The 16,179-nt window shown below is 74.2% G+C and carries 18 protein-coding genes; 13 read left to right on the top strand and 5 right to left on the bottom strand.

All coding sequences use genetic code 11. The annotated features are described in order from the left end of the window. The first annotated feature begins 54 nt into the window (after positions 1-54). The 5 genes from ACFFJG_RS19435 (at position 55) to ACFFJG_RS19415 (ending at position 5,411) form a co-directional block, all read left to right on the top strand. Positions 55-2,061 carry a primosomal protein N' gene (locus tag ACFFJG_RS19435; RefSeq protein ID WP_378520449.1) on the top strand — a complete coding sequence of 669 codons (2,007 nt, stop codon included), beginning with the start codon at positions 55-57 and terminating at the stop codon, positions 2,059-2,061. 79 nt (positions 2,062-2,140) lie between these two features. Further along, entirely contained in the window at positions 2,141-2,686 is a 546-nt protein-coding gene (gene def / locus ACFFJG_RS19430) for a peptide deformylase (protein ID WP_378520448.1), read from the top strand. Then, on the top strand, positions 2,686-3,678 hold the full coding sequence (gene fmt, locus ACFFJG_RS19425) for a methionyl-tRNA formyltransferase (RefSeq protein ID WP_378520447.1): 993 nt from the start codon (positions 2,686-2,688) through the stop codon (positions 3,676-3,678). The genes def and fmt overlap by 1 nt, the downstream gene beginning before the upstream one ends. Then, complete coding sequence (locus ACFFJG_RS19420) at positions 3,662-4,099, top strand: MmcQ/YjbR family DNA-binding protein (RefSeq protein ID WP_378520446.1); 438 nt, start codon at positions 3,662-3,664, stop codon at positions 4,097-4,099. The genes fmt and ACFFJG_RS19420 overlap by 17 nt, the downstream gene beginning before the upstream one ends. Further along, positions 4,092-5,411 carry an RsmB/NOP family class I SAM-dependent RNA methyltransferase gene (locus ACFFJG_RS19415; protein ID WP_378520445.1) on the top strand — a complete coding sequence of 440 codons (1,320 nt, stop codon included), beginning with the start codon at positions 4,092-4,094 and terminating at the stop codon, positions 5,409-5,411. The genes ACFFJG_RS19420 and ACFFJG_RS19415 overlap by 8 nt, the downstream gene beginning before the upstream one ends. Positions 5,412-5,433: 22 nt before the next feature. On the opposite strand, the gene ACFFJG_RS19410 is transcribed toward ACFFJG_RS19415, so the two are convergent. Beyond that, the gene (locus tag ACFFJG_RS19410) at positions 5,434-6,186 is read right to left on the bottom strand and encodes an AAA family ATPase (protein WP_378520444.1); all 753 of its coding nucleotides are present in this window, start codon (positions 6,184-6,186) and stop codon (positions 5,434-5,436) included. 181 nt (positions 6,187-6,367) lie between these two features. Between ACFFJG_RS19410 and ACFFJG_RS19405 the strand changes: the two genes are divergently transcribed. The 4 genes from ACFFJG_RS19405 (at position 6,368) to ACFFJG_RS19390 (ending at position 9,687) form a co-directional block, all read left to right on the top strand. Further along, positions 6,368-7,366, top strand: a complete 999-nt coding sequence (locus ACFFJG_RS19405; RefSeq protein ID WP_378520443.1) for a hypothetical protein — start codon at positions 6,368-6,370, stop codon at positions 7,364-7,366. Positions 7,367-7,388: 22 nt separating this feature from the next. Next, positions 7,389-8,348, top strand: coding sequence for a non-homologous end-joining DNA ligase (gene ligD, locus ACFFJG_RS19400; protein WP_378520442.1), 960 nt, complete (start codon positions 7,389-7,391; stop codon positions 8,346-8,348). A 172-nt stretch (positions 8,349-8,520) separates the two neighbouring features. After that, entirely contained in the window at positions 8,521-9,183 is a 663-nt protein-coding gene (rpe, locus tag ACFFJG_RS19395) for a ribulose-phosphate 3-epimerase (protein ID WP_378520441.1), read from the top strand. 39 nt (positions 9,184-9,222) lie between these two features. Continuing rightward, a complete protein-coding gene (locus ACFFJG_RS19390; RefSeq protein WP_378520440.1) occupies positions 9,223-9,687 on the top strand; it encodes a DUF427 domain-containing protein in 465 nt (154 codons plus the stop codon). 38 nt (positions 9,688-9,725) lie between these two features. On the opposite strand, the gene ACFFJG_RS19385 is transcribed toward ACFFJG_RS19390, so the two are convergent. Both ACFFJG_RS19385 and ACFFJG_RS19380 read right to left on the bottom strand, forming a co-directional pair. After that, on the bottom strand, positions 9,726-9,953 hold the full coding sequence (locus tag ACFFJG_RS19385) for a DUF5703 family protein (protein ID WP_378520439.1): 228 nt from the start codon (positions 9,951-9,953) through the stop codon (positions 9,726-9,728). Between the two features lie 60 nt (positions 9,954-10,013). After that, entirely contained in the window at positions 10,014-10,961 is a 948-nt protein-coding gene (locus tag ACFFJG_RS19380; protein ID WP_378520438.1) for an aldo/keto reductase, read from the bottom strand. 63 nt (positions 10,962-11,024) lie between these two features. On the opposite strand from ACFFJG_RS19380, the gene ACFFJG_RS19375 reads away from it, so the two are divergent. Further along, positions 11,025-11,849, top strand: a complete 825-nt coding sequence (locus ACFFJG_RS19375) for an undecaprenyl-diphosphate phosphatase (RefSeq protein ID WP_378520437.1) — start codon at positions 11,025-11,027, stop codon at positions 11,847-11,849. On the opposite strand, the gene ACFFJG_RS19370 is transcribed toward ACFFJG_RS19375, so the two are convergent. After that, complete coding sequence (locus ACFFJG_RS19370; RefSeq protein WP_378520436.1) at positions 11,815-13,050, bottom strand: MFS transporter; 1,236 nt, start codon at positions 13,048-13,050, stop codon at positions 11,815-11,817. The two genes, ACFFJG_RS19375 and ACFFJG_RS19370, sit on opposite strands and share 35 nt — an antisense overlap. Continuing rightward, positions 13,047-14,027, bottom strand: a complete 981-nt coding sequence (corA, locus tag ACFFJG_RS19365) for a magnesium/cobalt transporter CorA (protein WP_378520435.1) — start codon at positions 14,025-14,027, stop codon at positions 13,047-13,049. The genes ACFFJG_RS19370 and corA overlap by 4 nt, the downstream gene beginning before the upstream one ends. A 43-nt stretch (positions 14,028-14,070) precedes the next feature. Here corA and ACFFJG_RS19360 point away from each other — a divergent pair, with 43 nt between their 5' ends. The 3 genes from ACFFJG_RS19360 to ACFFJG_RS19350 are packed head-to-tail and all read left to right on the top strand — an operon-like array spanning position 14,071 to position 16,169. Then, on the top strand, positions 14,071-14,802 hold the full coding sequence (locus ACFFJG_RS19360) for a histidine phosphatase family protein (RefSeq protein WP_378520434.1): 732 nt from the start codon (positions 14,071-14,073) through the stop codon (positions 14,800-14,802). A gap of 10 nt (positions 14,803-14,812) precedes the next feature. After that, complete coding sequence (locus tag ACFFJG_RS19355) at positions 14,813-15,397, top strand: Rv2134c family protein (protein WP_378520433.1); 585 nt, start codon at positions 14,813-14,815, stop codon at positions 15,395-15,397. Next, on the top strand, positions 15,387-16,169 hold the full coding sequence (locus ACFFJG_RS19350) for an Rv2133c family protein (protein ID WP_378520432.1): 783 nt from the start codon (positions 15,387-15,389) through the stop codon (positions 16,167-16,169). The genes ACFFJG_RS19355 and ACFFJG_RS19350 overlap by 11 nt, the downstream gene beginning before the upstream one ends. Positions 16,170-16,179: the final 10 nt, after the last annotated feature.

The raw sequence follows: 16,179 nt of genomic DNA, 5'->3' as shown, positions 1-16,179 counted from the left end.
GGACGGGGCACACAGCCTGACGCCCCGTCGGAGGCCGCTGGTTGAATGCGGCCCATGAGCGAGCGCGAGGCCCCGGAAGCAGACATGCTCCCGGGGCTTCGTGCTGCCGTGGACGACGCCCGCGCGAAGGCGGCCGCGACGCGCAGGCGCAAGGCGGCCGCGTGGGAGCCCGCGGCGGTCGACCCGGTCGCCCGCGTGCTGGTCGACATCGCCCTCGCCCACCTCGACCGTCCCTTCGACTACGCCGTCCCGGTGGCGATGGCCGACACGGCGGTCCCCGGCGCGCGGGTGAAGGTGCGCTTCGCCGGGCAGGACGTCGACGGCTACCTCGTCGAGCGGGCCTCGACGACCGACCACACCGGCCGGCTCCAGCCGCTGCGGCGCGTGGTCAGCCCCGAGCCCGTGCTGGCCCCCGAGGTGGCCCGGCTCAGCGAGACCCTGGCCCACCGCTACGCCGGCGCCCGGTCCGACGTGCTCCGCCTGGCCGTGCCGCCGCGCCACGCGGCGGTCGAGAAGGCGGTCCTCGACCCGTCGCCGCCGCTCGCGGAGCCCCTGCCCACGACGTGGGGCGAGGTGGAGCACGCAGCCGCCTTCCTGAGGCGCCTCGCCGCAGGCGGGTCGCCGCGCGCCGTGTGGTCGGCCGCGCCGGGGGACGACTGGCCCGCGATGGTCGCCGAGGCCGTCGCGGCTACCCGAGCAGCGGGCCGCGGCGCGCTGGTGTGCGTGCCCGACAAGCGCGACGTGGACCGCGTCGACGCGGCGCTGCGCGAGCGTCTGGGCGCCGACCAGCATGTCTGCCTCACCGCGGACGACGGGCCCGCCGCCCGCTACCGGCACTTCCTGGCCGTCTCCCGCGGGGCGAGGCGCGTCGTGGTCGGCACCCGGTCCGCGGCGTTCGCCCCGGTGCACGACCTCGGCCTCGTCGTCGTCTGGGACGACGGCGACGACCTCCACGCCGAGCCACGGGCGCCCTACCCCCACACCCGGGAGGTGCTGCTCACCCGCGCCGAGCAGCAGGGCACGGCAGCGCTCGTCGGGGGAGTCGCCCGCACCCCGGAGGCGCAGCAGCTGCTCGTCTCCGGGTGGGCCCACGAGCTGGTCACGCCGCGGGACGCCCTGCGCCGGCGGGTCCGCGTCGAGGCCGTCCCCGCGGAGGACCGGTCCGTGGGCACCCGTGTCCCGCGGCCGGCCTACGACGCCATCCGGCGCGGGCTGCAGGACGGACCCGTCCTGGTGCAGACGCCCCGCGCGGGATACGCCGCCGCCCTCGCCTGCGACACCTGCCGCACCCCCGCCCGCTGCACGGTCTGCACCGGCCCCCTGACGATCGCCGGCCCCGCGGCGCCGCCGACCTGCCGCTGGTGCGGGCACGCGGACGAGGCCTGGTCCTGCCCCACGTGCGGCGGTCGCGGGCTGCGGGCGCCCGTGCGCGGCGAGGCACGCACGGCGGAGGAGCTCGGTCGGATGTTCCCGGGCACGACCGTGCGCAGCTCCAGCGGCGAGCGGGTGCTGGCCGAGGTGACCGACCAGCACGACCTCGTCGTCGCCACGGTCGGCGCCGAGCCGGTGGCCGAGGGCGGCTACGCGACCGTCGTCGTGCTCGACACCTGGCTCACCCTGGCCCGCGACGACATGCGCGCCACGGAGGAGGCGTTGCGCCGGTGGCTCAACGCCGCCGCCCTGGTGCGTCGTGGCGGCCACGTCGTCGCGGTCGGTGACCCCGCCCACCCGGTGCTCCAGGCCCTGGTGCGCTGGGACCCGGCCGGGTTCGCGCGCCGCGAGTCCGAGGAGCGCGCCGCCGCCCACCTCCCCCCGGCCGCCCGGATCGCGACGCTGACCGGGGACCTCGGCGCCCTCGACGACGCCCTCCACCTGATCGACCTGCCCGAGGGAGGGGAGTTGCTCGGGCCGGTGCCGGCGGGCGAGGAGCACCGCCTCGTGGTGCGGGTGCCGTGGGCCCATGGCGCCGCGCTGTCGCAGGCCCTCGGCGACCTGCAGCGGATGCGGTCGGCGCGCAAGCTCGACCCGGTCCGCGTCCAGGTCGACCCGCTGTCGATCTGACGGGCGGCTCCCGTCTGGGGCCACGGCGCGCGGCTCCCTAGACTGGGGCGTTCGCGTACCCGCCCCACGAAGGAGATCCGTGGCCGTCCAGCCGATCCGCCTCTTCGGTGACCCCGTGCTGCGCCAGCGCGCGGTCGAGGTCGACGACTTCGACAAGGAGGTCCGCCAGCTCGTCACGGACCTCACCGACACGATGCTCGCCGCCCCCGGCGCGGGCCTGGCTGCTCCGCAGATCGGCGTCGGGCTGCGCGTGTTCACCTGGAACGTCCACGGCGAGGTCGGTCACCTGGTCAACCCGTCGCTGGAGCTCTCCGACGAGACCCAGGACGGCGCCGAGGGCTGCCTGTCGCTGCCCGAGCTCACCTACGACTGCCTGCGGGCGCTGCGGGTGGTCGCCACCGGCTTCGACATGCACGGCGAGCCGCTGCGCATCGAGGCCTCCGACCTCCTCGCCCGCGCGATGCAGCACGAGACCGACCACCTCGACGGCATCCTCTTCATCGACAAGCTCGACACCGCCGCCCGCAAGGCCGCGATGAAGGAGATCCGGGAGTCGGAGTGGTTCGGCCTGGAGCAGCCGACCGTGCGGGTGAGCCCCCACGCGACCCACGGACTGGGGTTCTGATGCGCGTCGTCTTCGCCGGCACCCCCGAGGTCGCCGTCCCCGCCCTGGACGCGGTCGCGGCCAGCCGTCACGAGCTGGTCGGGGTGGTCACCCGTCCCGACGCCCCCAGCGGTCGCGGTCGCAGGCTGGTCGCGAGCCCGGTCGCGCAGCGCGCCGAGGAGCTCGGCGTACCGGTCCTCAAGCCCGAGCACCCGCGCGACCCCGCCTTCCAGGCCGAGCTGGCCGCGCTGCGGCCGGACGCCTGCCCGGTGGTCGCCTACGGCGCGCTGCTGCCGCAGTCGGCGCTCGACCTGGTGCCGCACGGCTGGATCAACCTGCACTTCTCGGTGCTCCCGGCGTGGCGCGGCGCCGCGCCCGTGCAGCACGCCCTGTGGGCGGGCGACGAGCTCACCGGTGCCAGCACCTTCCGGATCGTCAAGGCCCTCGACGCCGGCCCGGTGTTCGGCGTGATGACCGAGCGCATCCGGCCCGACGACACTGCCGGCGACCTCCTCGCCCGGCTCGCCGAGGGCGGCGCCGGGCTGCTCGTCCAGACCCTCGACGGCATCGAGGACGGCACCCTCGAGGCACGTGAGCAGACCGACGACGGCGTCTCGTTCGCCCCCAAGATCGTCGTGGACGACGCCCGCGTCGACTGGACGCACCCGGCCGTCGCGATCGACCGCCAGGTCCGGGCCTGCACCCCGGCGCCCGGGGCCTGGAGCACGTTCGAGGGGGAGCGGATCAAGATCGGCCCCGTCCGTCCGGTCACGGACCGCGAGCGCCTCGAGCCGGGTGTCCTGGAGGTCACCAAGAACGCGGTCCTCGTCGGCACCTCGACCGTGCCCGTCGAGCTCGGCGAGGTGAAGGCGTTCGGCAAGAAGCAGATGCGCGCCGCCGACTGGGCCCGCGGCGTCCGGCTCGAGTCGGGCACCCGGTTCGGCGACCCGGCAGGGGAGACCGGGCCCGAGAGCGAGACCGAGGCGGCAGGCACCGGTGACGACGCCCGCTGACCCGGCTGCCGACCGGCCCGCCCGTCCGGAGGACGTCGACGAGATCTGCGCGGCGCTCCCGGAGACCGAGCTGTCCACGTCGTGGGGCGACGTCCCCACCTGGAAGGTCCCGCGGGGCGAGAACGGGAAGGGTTTCGTGCTCTACCGCCACCCGCACCAGACCGCCGTCGACCCGGCGACGGGCGAGATGTACGACGACCTGCTCGTCATCATCACCCCGACCGAGGCCGACAAGACAGCGTTGGTCGAGGATCCGTCCACGCCGTTCTTCACCATCGACCACTTCCGCGGGCACAACGCGGTGCTGGTGCAGCAGTCCCGCCTGGGCGAGATGGGCCGCGCCGAGCTGGCCGAGGTGATCACCGAGGCGTGGGCCCACCGAGCACCGAAGCGGCTGGTCCGGGAGCACCTCGGTGGCTGAGCGCAGGCGCCCCGTCGACCGCCCCCGCCGCGCCGCGCTCGACGTCCTCACCGCTGTCCGGGCCGACGGGGCGTACGCCAACCTCGTGCTGCCCCAGGTGCTGCGCAAGCACCGCCTCGAGGGCCGCGACGCCGGGCTGGCCACCGAGCTGGCGTCCGGCGCCATCCGGATGCACGGCCTCTACGACGCGGTCATCGACGCCTGCCTGACCAAGCCGCGGCTGCAGCCGGAGGTGCGCGACGTGCTGCGTCTCGGGGTCCACCAGCTGCTGTCGATGCGGGTGCCCGACCACGCCGCGATCTCCACGAGCGTCGACCTGGTCCGGGCGGTCGTGGGCCAAGGCCCGTCGGGGCTGGTCAACGCGGTGCTCCGCAAGGTCAGCCGCCGCTCGCTCGAGGACTGGGTGGCCGACGTCGCGCCGGACCGCGCCGCCGACCTGCACGGCCACCTCGCCGTCGCACAGTCGCACCCGCTCTGGGTCGTCGACCTGCTGGCCGAGGCCCTCGGCTCCGACGACGAGCTCGAGGCGTTGCTGGCCGCCGACAACGCCGCCCCCCGGGTCACGCTGGTCGCGCGTCCCGGGCTCGCCGAGGTGGCCGAGCTCGAGGCGGCGGGAGCGGTCGCCACGGAGCGCTCGCCCTACGGCGCCGTGCTGGCCGGGGGCGACCCGTCGGCGGTCCCGGCCGTCGTCGAGGGGCGCGCTGGCGTGCAGGACGAGGGCTCCCAGCTGGTCGCCCTCGCGATGGCCGACGCGCCGATCGAGGGCCGCGACGAGCGGTGGCTCGACCTGTGCGCGGGTCCCGGCGGCAAGGCCGCGCTGCTGGGCGCGCTCGCGGCGCAGCGGGGGGCACGGCTCGTGGCGAACGAGCGCCAGCCGCACCGGGCAGCGCTCGTGGCCTCGGCGATGGCCGCCCTCCCCGACGGCGTCGTCGACGTCCTCGCCGGTGACGGCACCCGTCCTGCCTGGGTCCCCGGCACCTTCGACCGGGTGCTGGTCGACGCCCCGTGCTCCGGCCTCGGCGCCCTGCGCCGCCGGCCCGAGTCGCGCTGGCGCCGCACGCCCGCCGACGTCGACGTGCTCGTGGGCCTGCAGCAGGTGCTGCTCGACGTCGCGCTGGAGTCGGTGCGACCCGGCGGCCTCGTCGTCTACGCGACCTGCTCGCCGGTGCTGGCCGAGACCTCCCGAGTGGTCGAGGCCGTGCTCGGCCGTCGCGACGACACCGACCTGGTCGGCTCGTTCCAGCTCTGGCCCCACCGCGAGGGCACCGACGCGATGTACGCCGCCACGCTCCGGCGTCGCGCCACGGCCTGACCCGCAACCCGGCCCGGGTGCGTCACTCCTCGAGGTGGCGCAGGTAGGCCGACGGGTCGGCGAGGTAGCGGCGCCAGTGCTCGACGAGCTCGAGGTCGGCCCAGGTGGTCTCGCGCAGTCCCCACGGACCGGCCTCCAGGATGCGGGCGCCGGGCATCGCGGCGAGCACGGGGGAGTGGGTCGCGCACAGCACCTGACCGCGCCCGGCCACGACCCGCTGGAGCACCGCGACGAGCCCGAGCGTGGAGGAGAACGACAGCGCTGCCTCGGGCTCGTCGAGGCAGAAGAGGCCCGGACCGGTGAAGCGCCACTCCAGCACCTTGAGGAACGACTCTCCGTGGCTCATCTCGTGGAAGCGAGGCTCGGGCTCGGGGTCCTTGCTGCTGGACGGGTTGTCCTCGAGGTAGGAGTACCACCCGTGCATCGTCTCGGCGCGCAGGAAGAACCCCCACCGGCTCGACCCGACGCCCCGCACGAGGTGGAGCGCGTCGCCCAGCGTCGACTCGGTGGGCCGGGTGGAGTGGCGGCTCCCGCTGCTGCCCCCCTCCGGGGAGAGGCCGAACGCGGTGGCGACCGCCTCCACCACCGTCGACTTCCCCGACCCGTTCTCCCCGACGAGGAACGTCACGCCCGGCCCCAGGTCGAGGCCCTCCTCGAGGACGTGACGGACCGCCGGGATGCTCGCGGGGTAGGCCGCCGGGTCGAGCCCGTGGTCGGCGACCGCCTCGACCCGGCGTACGGGGTGGCGCGGCACCGGCGTGCTCCTCAGCGGCATGGACCGAACCTAGCCACCTGCCCCGACACCGCCCGTCCATCCCTCGCCCACCCAAGTTGGGGGTTCCGCCGCTGAGGGGGTGTTCCCATGCTGGGAGGGGTCGAGCATGATGGCGTCGGACGGCGCGCACCATCGGGGTGCGTCGACGTGACGGGGAGCAGGTCACAGGGATGGGCGAGGGATGAAGGCGTCGTTGGCGCGGACGGTGGTCGCAGTGGGCGGCCTGCTGGCGCTCGGCGTGGCGGCACCGGCTCAGGCGCAGGACACCCGCACCCTCACCGGGCCCTCGACCGGCGACCAGGGGGTCTTCCTGACCTACGTCGCCTGCGACGGCCTCTTCGGCGCGGCGACCGCGCCGGTCCCGCGGCTCAACCTCGGCCCCTACGCCGCGCCGATGGGCCGCAGGTCGCTCGGGCTGGTGCCGTCCGGCAGCGGCACCGCGTCGGGCCCCTACGTCCGCTTCGACTCGCTCACCGCGCTCGACACCTCGGTCTCCGTCGCCGCCACGAGCGGCACGAGCGGCGTGTCGCAGGTGCTCGCCGTGACACCCGCCAGCCCCGCCGGCACCGCCTGGTCCGGTCGCGCCACCCTGTCGGTGGCGCCGGGGTCGTGGTCGGACGTCGCGCCGTCCGCCCTGACCTACGACTGGTCCCTCGTCGACCTGGCCTCCGGTGCCACGGTCTCCCGGGCCGGGTCCGCGACCCCCGCCGCCTTCGCGGCCGAGCACGGAGACGGTGCCGGCTTCGTCGTGACCGGGTTCGGCTGCGACGGGCGCGCGTTCAACCTCGACGCGATCAGCGCCGGCGCCACCCGGTACGACTTCGAGGGCGTCACCTTGACGACGTCGGCCGCCCTGGCCGGGCCGCGTACGGGCGACGAGGTCACCGTGACCGGCCGGGTGAGCGACCCCGGTGGTCGCCTCACGGGCGACCCGCTCGTGCTCGAGCGACGCACCCCCGGCGGTGAGTGGCACGCCGACGGCGCGCCCGTGCTGGCCGACCCCGACGGCGTGGCGCGCGCGGTGGTGCGGGTCACCGAGACCACCGAGCTGCGCTGGCACCGCCCCGAGAGCCAGTACGCCGACGAGGGCTGGTCCGACCCGGTCACCGTCACCGTCGACCCGCAGCCCGCACCGAGCGGTCCGGCGCCCGCCGAGGTTGCGCCTGCCGCGAAGAAGTAGCGACCGGCGCTAGGGTCCACCTGTGGCGTCACCGTTCATCGAGGTCGAGGTCGACGACCGCGTCGTCAAGGTGACCAACCCCGACCGCGTCTACTTCCCCGAGACCGGCGCGACCAAGCTCGACCTGGTCGAGTACTACCTCGCCGTCGGCGACGGGATCGTCAACGCCCTGCGCGAGCGGCCGTGCATGCTCCACCGGTTCCCGAAGGGCCTGGCGGGCGACAAGGTGCACCAGAAGCGCCTGCCCGCCGGCGCGCCGCCGTGGGTCGAGACCGTGCAGCTGTTCTTCCCGCGGTGGAAGCGCACCGCCGACGAGCTCTGCGTCACCGAGCTCGCGAGCGTCGTGTGGGCCGTCCAGATGTCGACCGTCGAGTTCCACCCGTGGAACAGCCGTCGCGCCGACACCGAGAAGCCCGACGAGTGGCGCATCGACCTCGACCCCGGTGCGGAGTGCGACTGGGCCACGGTCCAGCGCGTGGCCCACGTCGTCCACGAGGTCCTCGACGAGCTCGGCGCGGTCGGGTTCCCCAAGACCAGCGGCGGCTCCGGGCTGCACGTCTACGTCCGGATCCCGCCCGACCACGGCTTCTCCGACGTGCGCCGCGGCGCGCTCGCGTTCGCGCGCGAGGTCGAGCGACGCGCTGGGGGAGACGTCACGACCGCGTGGTGGCGCAAGGACCGCGACCCCTCGCAGCTCTTCGTCGACTACAACCAGAACGCACGCGACCACACCATCGCGGCGGCGTACTCCGTGCGAGGGGTCCCGAACGCCCGGGTCTCCGCCCCGGTCCGGTGGGACGAGGTCGACGACTGCGAGCCCGACGACTTCACCATCGTCACGATGCCGCCGCGCTTCGCCGAGATCGGCGACCTCCACGGCTCCATCGACGACCACCCCTTCGACATCGCCCCACTGCTGCACTGGGCCGACCGCGACGAGGCGGAGGGCCGCGAGGTCCCGCCCGAACCCGACGACGCCTGACGCCCGTCGGCCGTGGGCCGTCCGACCACGGGGTGACTCGAGCGGACCGTTGTCCGCTCGACGCACGCAATATCGTGCGTCCAGCGTCAACGGCGTGCGTCCAGTCTAGCCCAGCACCCCCCGCGAGGACCGTGCCGACGCGACGACCGGGCCGGTCCCTAGGATCATGGCCGTGGGCATCCAGATCACTCCGAGCATCCTCAACGCCGACCTGTCGCGCCTCGCCGACGAGGTGGCGCGCATCCCGAGCGCCGACTGGGTGCACGTCGACGTCATGGACAACCACTTCGTGCCGAACATGACGCTCGGGCTCCCGGTCGTCGAGGCGCTGAGCAAGCACGCCACGCAGCCGCTCGACGCGCACCTGATGATCGAGGACGCCGACCGGTGGGCTCCGGCGTACGCCGAGGTCGGCTGCGGCTCGGTGACCTTCCACGCCGAGGCCGCCAAGGCCCCGGTGCGCCTGGCCCGCGAGATCCGCGCCCAGGGCGCCCGGGCGTCGATGGCGCTCAAGCCCGCCACCCCGATCGAGCCCTACGAGGCGCTGCTGCCCGAGCTCGACATGGTGCTCATCATGACCGTCGAGCCCGGCTTCGGCGGCCAGAAGTTCCTCGACCTGTGCCTGCCCAAGATCCGCACCGCGCGCGAGCTGATGCGCAAGCACGGCGTCGAGACGTGGCTCCAGGTCGACGGCGGGGTCTCCCTCGAGACCATCGAGCGGTGCGCGGAGGCGGGCGCCGACGTGTTCGTCGCGGGCTCGGCCGTCTACTCCGCCGACGACCCCGACGCGATGGTCGAGGCGCTGCGGGCGAAGGCCTCGAGCGCCTCCGCCTGACGCCGGGTCCCGCTGGGACCCGGGTGCTTGGATGGCGGCATGACCGAGTCCGTGTGGGACTACCCGCGACCGCCGCGGGTCGACCCGAGCAGCGAGCACGTCGTCGTCACGCACGCCGGGATCGTGCTGGCCGACACCACCGCCAGCCTCCGGGTGCTGGAGACCAGCCACCCGCCGACGTACTACCTCCCCGCGTCGTCGTTCGCCGACGGGGTGCTCCGCCCGGGCGAGGGCGCGTCGTGGTGCGAGTGGAAGGGCCAGGCGGCCTACTACGACCTCGTCGTCGGCGACGAGGTGCTGCCGGCCGTGGCGTGGACCTACCCGACGCCGTCGAAGGGCTTCGAGCAGCTCGTCGACCACGTCGCGCTCTACCCCGGCCGCGTCGACCGCTGCACCGTCGACGGAGAGGTCGTCGAGCCGCAGCCGGGCAGCTTCTACGGCGGCTGGATCACCTCGAGGGTCACCGGCCCGTTCAAGGGAGCGCCCGGCACCTCCGGCTGGTGATCGCGGGAGCCTGACGCGGGAGCGGTGCCGACCGGCGCTCAGCCGGCGAACAGCGTCAGCCGCTGGCGGATGATCTTGCGGCGCAGCACCACGCGGCGCTTGCCGTCGTTGCCGATCCGGAGCCGGTCGAGCTCCCAGCCGCCGTGCTCCGCGCGCTCGACGAGCATGCGGGTGACGACGTTGCGGGAGAAGTCCTTCGGCAGCACGAGCGTCTCGAACTCCCACTCGACGCCACGCCCCGGCGGGCGGCGGTGTGCCCTGGCCATCTCGGTCTCCTCTCGTCGGTGTTACGGCGGTGGTGCTGCGGTCGGCGGTCGGTCTCCGGCTCAGTCCGCCGAGACGTCGTCGAGGGCGTCGACGATCTCGGGCGGCAGGACGAGGTCCTCGACCCCGAGGGCGCCGTCGAGCTGCGCCGCGGTGCGGGCGCCCACGATCGGCGCGGTGACGCCGGGCCGGTCGCGGACCCACACCAGCGACACCTCGAGCGGGGACCAGCCCAGCCCGTCGGCCGCGCGGGCCACGGCCTCCACGATGCCACGGCCCCGGTCGTCGAGGTACGCCCCGACGAAGCGGCCGAAGTGCTCGCTGGCGCCGCGGGAGTCCGACGGCGTGCCGGTGCGGTACTTGCCGGTGAGCACGCCGCGGCCCAGCGGCGACCACGGGAGCACGCCCAGGCCGAGCGCGTGCGCCGCGGGGAGCACCTCGTGCTCGACGGTGCGGTTGAGCAGGGAGTACTCGACCTGCGTGGAGGCCAGCGGCACACGTCCGGGCACCGCGCGCTGCCACGTCGCGGCCTGCGCGGTCTGCCAGCCGGTGTAGTTGGAGATGCCGACGTAGGAGGCCCGGCCGGAGGTGACGGCGAGGTCGAGCGCGCTGAGCGTCTCCTCCACCGGCGTCTCGTCGGTCCACACGTGCACCTGCCACAGGTCGACGTGGTCGACACCGAGACGCTGCAGCGAGGCGTCGAGCGCGGTGAGCAGGTGCCCCCGCGACGTGTTCGTCACCCGCTCGCCGGTCCGGCGCGAGATGCCCGCCTTGGTGGCGAGCACGACGTCGTCGCGCTGCACCACGTCGCCGACCAGCCGGCCGATGAGCTCCTCGCTGGCGCCGTCGCCGTAGCCGGCCGCGGTGTCGAGGAGCGTGCCGCCCGCCTCCGTGAACGCCACGAGCTGGTCGCGGGCCTCGTGCTCGTCGGTGTCGCGACCCCAGGTCATCGTCCCGAGGCCGAGGCGCGAGACCTTGAGACCGGTGGCGCCGAGCGAACGCTGCTGCATGGGGTGAGGGTAGCCACGGGTCGTGCGCCGACCGGCACGGACTCGCCCGTAGGCTGACCTCCCGTGACGGATCTCCTCAAAGCGGTCGTGCTCGGCATCATCCAGGGGCTCACCGAGTTCCTGCCGATCTCCAGCAGCGCGCACCTGCGGATCTTCCCCGAGCTGCTCGGCTGGGGCGACCCGGGAGCCGCGTTCACCGCCGTCATCCAGATCGGCACCGAGCTCGCGGTGCTCATCTACTTCCGCAAGGACATCTGGCGCATTGGCAGCGCATGGGTGCGCTCGATGTTCCGCGCCGAGCTGCGCGGTGGCATCGACGCCCGGATGGGCTGGTTCATCATCGTCGGCTCGCTGCCCATCGTCGTGCTGGGCGTGCTGCTCAAGGACGTCATCGAGCGCGACTTCCGCAACCTCTGGATCGTCGGCACCACCTTGATCGTGATGGGTGTCGTGCTCGGCATCGCCGACCGCGTCGGGCGCACCGACCGCTCGCTCGGCAGGATCACGCTGAAGGACGCGGTCCTGATGGGCGCCGCGCAGGCGCTGGCCCTCGTCCCGGGCGTCTCGCGCTCCGGGGCGACGATCTCGATGGGCCGCTTCCTCGGCTTCGAGCGCGAGGCCGCGACCCGCTTCGCCTTCCTCCTCGCGATCCCCGCCGTCGTCGGCGCCGGCGTGTTCGAGCTCAAGGACATCCCCGACGGCCACAACGACTTCGGCTGGGGCCCCACCGTCACCGCGACCGTCGTGTCGTTCGTCGTCGGCTACGCCGCGATCGCGTGGCTGCTGCGCTACGTCAGCACCCGGTCCTACACCCCGTTCGTGGTCTACCGGATCGCGCTCGGCGCCGCCACCCTCATCCTGCTCGGCGCAGGCGTGCTGAGCGCCTGAGGGTGTCGGCGAGCAGCACCAGCGCCACGACCTGCGTGAGCGCGACCGCCACGACGAGCGCGACGAGCGAGCGCTCGTAGAGCCAGCCCGCCCCCACGCCGCCGATGATGGCCAGGAGGCCCTGGACGCCCGCGAAGACGCCGTACGCCGTCGCCCGCCGCGCCGGCTCGACGAGGTCGGCGACGACCGCCTTGACGGTCGAGTCCTGCACGCCCTGGGCGAAGCCCCAGGCGACCACACCGACGAGCACGGCGGCGAGCGCCGGGCCGAGCGCGAGCGCCGGCACCAGCGCCACGAGCACCGGAACGACCAGCAGCACCTGCGGGCCGGTGCGGTCGTAGGCCAGGCCGACCCCGAGGGCGGCGAGCGCCTCGACGGCCATGGCGCCGGCGTAGACGAGCGGGACGGACGCGACGGGCACCAGGCCCTCGGTCACCAGGTGGTAGCCGATGATGCCGAAGGTCACGAGCCCGCCGGTCGTGAGGGAGGCGGCGAGGGCGTAGCGGAAGAACACGGCCGGCAGCCCGGCCCCGACGGCCTGCGCCCACCAGCCGCTGCGGGGGGCCGGACCGGGCCGCTCCGGCGATGGCGGGGTGTCGTCGTAGACCGACGGGTCAGGGACCCGCCGCCGCAGGGTCAGGAGCAGCAGCATCGCGGCGGCACCGGGCACGGCCAGCACGGCCATGCCCCACCACAGCGAGGCGACGGCGACCACCGCGGCGACCACCAGCGGACCCGCGAACGCGCCGACCTGGTCGAGCGCCTTGTGGACGCCGAACCCTCGTCCGCGCCCCACCCCGGAGGCCACGTGGGCCAGCAGCGCCGACTTCGACGGCGAGCGCACCGCCTTGCCCAGCCGCTCGAGCAGGATCATCGTCGTGGCGAAGGCCAGCCCGGCCGCGCCCAGCCGCGGCGCGACCGCGAGCAGCGGCACGCACACGGCGGTGAGGCCGTAGCCGGCGATGGTGAGCGACCAGTACCGGCCCGTGCGGTCGGCCAACGGACCGAACGCGAGGCGGGCGACGAGCGCCACGGCCTCACCGGCACCGGTGACCAGCCCGACCACGACCGCCGACGCACCCAGCGCGGCGAGCAGCGGCCCGTAGACCGACCGCGCGCCCTCGTAGACCATGTCGGCGGCCAGGCTCACGAAGCCGAACCACCACACGACCCGCCAGGCCGGGGGAGGGGTGGCGCTCACAGCCACCCGGACTTCTTGAACCAGAACCACAGCGCGGCGACCATCGAGGCCATCAGCATCAGCGCGTAGGGGTAGCCGTACTGCCAGTGCAGCTCGGGCATGTGGTCGAAGTTCATCCCGTAGACGCCGGCGACCAGCGTCGGCACCACGACGAGCGCCGCGCCCGCGGAGATCTTGCGCATGTCCTCGTTCTGCTGGATCGAGATGCGGGCCACGTGGGCGTCGAAGGCGGTGGACAGCAGCTGGTCGAGGCTGTCGACGACCTCCGAGACCCGCTGGAGGTGGTCGGCCACGTCACGGAAGTACGTCGCTGTCTCGGCGGAGACGGCCGGGTGCACGCCCGTCGCGAACTTGCGCATCGGCTCGCGCAGCGGGAGCACCGCACGCCGCACCTCGGCGATCTCGCGCTTGAGGACGTAGATGCGGTCGGCGTCGTTGGTGCGTGCGGGGGAGAACACCGACGCCTCGACCTCGTCGACGTCCTCCTCCAGCGCCGCGCCGACCTTCTCGTACTCGTCGACGACGCGGTCGCAGATGGCGTAGAGCACCGCCATCGGCCCGTGCTCGAGCACCTGGGCGCGCAGCTCGAGGTCGCGGCGGGCGCTCGAGAGGTCGATGCCCTGGCCGTGGCGCACCGTCACGACGAAGTCGCGGCCGACGAAGATGTTGATCTCCCCGGTCTCGACCGCGTCCTCCTCGTCGACGTACCAGAGCGTCTTGAGCACCAGGAACAGCGTGTCGCCGTAGCGCTCGGCCTTGGGGCGCTGGTGGGAGTCGCCGGCGTCCTCGACGGCCAGCGGGTGGAGGTCGAAGGTGCGGGCGATCTCGTCGAGCTCGCTCGGCGTCGGGTCGTGGATGCCGACCCACTGGAAGTCGCCCGGGTCGCAGGGCACCCGCGCGTGCCCCAGGCTCTCGTGGCCCTCCTCGCCGAGCGCGACGCGCTGTCCACGGTGGTAGAGGGCGTTGTCCACGATCACCTCGTCAGGCTAGTCGCTCGGGGTGCCGCACTAGGGTCGTGACATGGCAACCGTGATCCTCGTCCGCCACGGCCGCTCGACGGCCAACGCGACCGGCGTGCTGGCCGGGCGCACGCCCGGGGTCCACCTCGACGACACCGGCGTCAAGCAGGCCGCGGCGGTGGGTGAGCGCCTCGCCGCCGTACGTCTCTCCGCCGCCGTGTCGAGCCCGCTCGAGCGCTGCCGCGAGACCGCACGGGAGGTGCTGCGCGGGCAGGCGCAGGCGATGCGCGCCACGACCGACAAGCAGCTCACCGAGTGCGACTACGGCGACTGGCAGGGCCAGGCGCTCAAGGACCTCGCCAAGGAGAAGCTGTGGAAGGTCGTGCAGACGCAGCCGTCGGCCGTCACCTTCCCCGGCGGCGAGTCGATGCGCACCATGCAGGACCGGGCGGTCGCCGCGATCCGGCGCCACGACGCCCGCGTCGCGGCCGAGCACGGCGACGACGCGGTGTGGCTGGCGGTCAGCCACGGCGACCTCATCAAGTCGATCCTCGCCGACGCCCTCGGCACCCACCTCGACCTCTTCCAGCGCATCCACGTCGACCCCGCGTCGGTGTCGGTCGTGCGCTACACCGACTCGCGGCCCTACGTCCTCGGCACCAACACCCACGCCGGTGACCTGTCCTGGCTCACGCCGCCGAAGAAGGCCCGCAGCCGTCGGCGCACCGACGCCGCGGTCGGCGGGGGCGCAGGCCCGGAGGCACCGACGAGCGGCCAGACAGGGAGGTCCTAGGGTGAGTGACATGCCCGTCGTGCACCGTTTCGACCCCCCTGAGCGCTTCGTCGCCGGCACCGTCGGCGAACCCGGTCAGCGCACCTTCTTCCTGCAGGCCCGCGAGGGCACGAGGGTGGTGTCGGTGGCGTTGGAGAAGCAGCAGGTCGAGGCCCTCGCCGAGCGCGTCGACGAGCTGCTCGACGAGCTCATGACCGCCGCCGGCGACGACGTGCTGATCCCGGCGATCGCCCCGCGCGACATGCTCGACAACCGACCGCTCGAGCAGCCGATCGACGAGCAGTTCCGCGCCGGCACCATGACGCTGTCGTGGGACGCCGCCGACGAGCGCGTGGTGATCGAGGTCTTCCCGTTCACCGAGGCCGCGGTCGTCTCCCCTGAGCAGCTCCAGGAGGACCTCGAGGACCTCCTCGAGCCCGAGCCGGAGGAGATCTTCCTCGTCCGCCTCACCGCGGCGGCCGCCCGCTCGTTCGTCGAGCGCTCGCGCAGCGTGATCGGCGCCGGTCGCCCCGACTGCCCGTTCTGCGGGGAGCCGGTCGACCCAGACGGCCACCTCTGCGTCCGCGCCAACGGCTTCCGCCGCCGTGAGCCCTGACGGTCCCGTCCCGGCACGCGTGCCCGAGGGCGACCTGACGCTCCACGGCCGGGTCATGCCCGCCTCCAACGCGACGTTCGTCGGCGAGGCCGACGGCGTCCGCGTGGTCTACAAGCCGATCGCGGGGGAGAAGCCGCTGTGGGACTTCCCCGACGGCACGCTCGCCGCACGCGAGGTCGCGGCGTACGCCGTCTCGGAGGCGCTCGGCTGGGACGTCGTGCCGCCGACGGTCCTCCGCGACGGCCCCCACGGACCGGGCATGGTGCAGCTGTGGCGTGACGAGGACGAGGAGCAGGCGCCCGTCGACATCGTCCGCGAGGGCCGGGTGCCCGACGGGTTCCGCCACGTCTTCGACGGCCTCGACGCCCACGACCAGCCGGTGTCGCTGGTCCACGAGGACACCCCCGCGCTGCGCCGCATGGCGCTGTTCGACGTGGTGGTCAACAACGCCGACCGCAAGGGCGGCCACGTCCTGCCGATGCCCGGCGGCCACCGCCACGGCGTCGACCACGGCCTCACCTTCCACGTGGAGTCCAAGCTCCGCACGGTGCTGTGGGGCTGGGTGGGGGAGCCGGTGACCGGCGAGGAGGTCGAGGGCCTGGAGCGGCTGCGCGCCGCCCTCGACGGCGACCTGGGCGCCACGCTCGCCGACCTGCTCACGGACGACGAGGTCGCCGTCACCGTGCGGCGCGTCTCGCGGCTGCTCGCCCGCCGCACGTTCCCCGCCCCGCCGTCGTCGGCCTACCCCGTCATCCCCTGGCCGCCCTTCTGACCCGGGCTGC

This window comes from Nocardioides zeicaulis, from assembly GCF_042432345.1.
GTDB lineage: Bacteria > Actinomycetota > Actinomycetes > Propionibacteriales > Nocardioidaceae > Nocardioides > Nocardioides zeicaulis.
This window is presented reverse-complemented; position numbering and strand designations above follow the sequence as displayed.

What these genes read in the sequence shown, in the direction of transcription:
- ACFFJG_RS19385 (WP_378520439.1), bottom strand. Translation starts at nt 9,953, where the DNA reads ATGGCCAGGGCACACCGCCGCCCGCCGGGGCGTGGCGTCGAGTGGGAG.
- ACFFJG_RS19355 (WP_378520433.1), top strand. Translation starts at nt 14,813, where the DNA reads ATGCCCGTCGTGCACCGTTTCGACCCCCCTGAGCGCTTCGTCGCCGGC.
- ACFFJG_RS19360 (WP_378520434.1), top strand. Translation starts at nt 14,071, where the DNA reads ATGGCAACCGTGATCCTCGTCCGCCACGGCCGCTCGACGGCCAACGCG.
- ACFFJG_RS19435 (WP_378520449.1), top strand. Translation starts at nt 55, where the DNA reads ATGAGCGAGCGCGAGGCCCCGGAAGCAGACATGCTCCCGGGGCTTCGT.
- fmt (WP_378520447.1), top strand. Translation starts at nt 2,686, where the DNA reads ATGCGCGTCGTCTTCGCCGGCACCCCCGAGGTCGCCGTCCCCGCCCTG.
- ACFFJG_RS19390 (WP_378520440.1), top strand. Translation starts at nt 9,223, where the DNA reads ATGACCGAGTCCGTGTGGGACTACCCGCGACCGCCGCGGGTCGACCCG.
- ACFFJG_RS19380 (WP_378520438.1), bottom strand. Translation starts at nt 10,961, where the DNA reads ATGCAGCAGCGTTCGCTCGGCGCCACCGGTCTCAAGGTCTCGCGCCTC.
- ACFFJG_RS19405 (WP_378520443.1), top strand. Translation starts at nt 6,368, where the DNA reads ATGAAGGCGTCGTTGGCGCGGACGGTGGTCGCAGTGGGCGGCCTGCTG.
- ACFFJG_RS19410 (WP_378520444.1), bottom strand. Translation starts at nt 6,186, where the DNA reads ATGCCGCTGAGGAGCACGCCGGTGCCGCGCCACCCCGTACGCCGGGTC.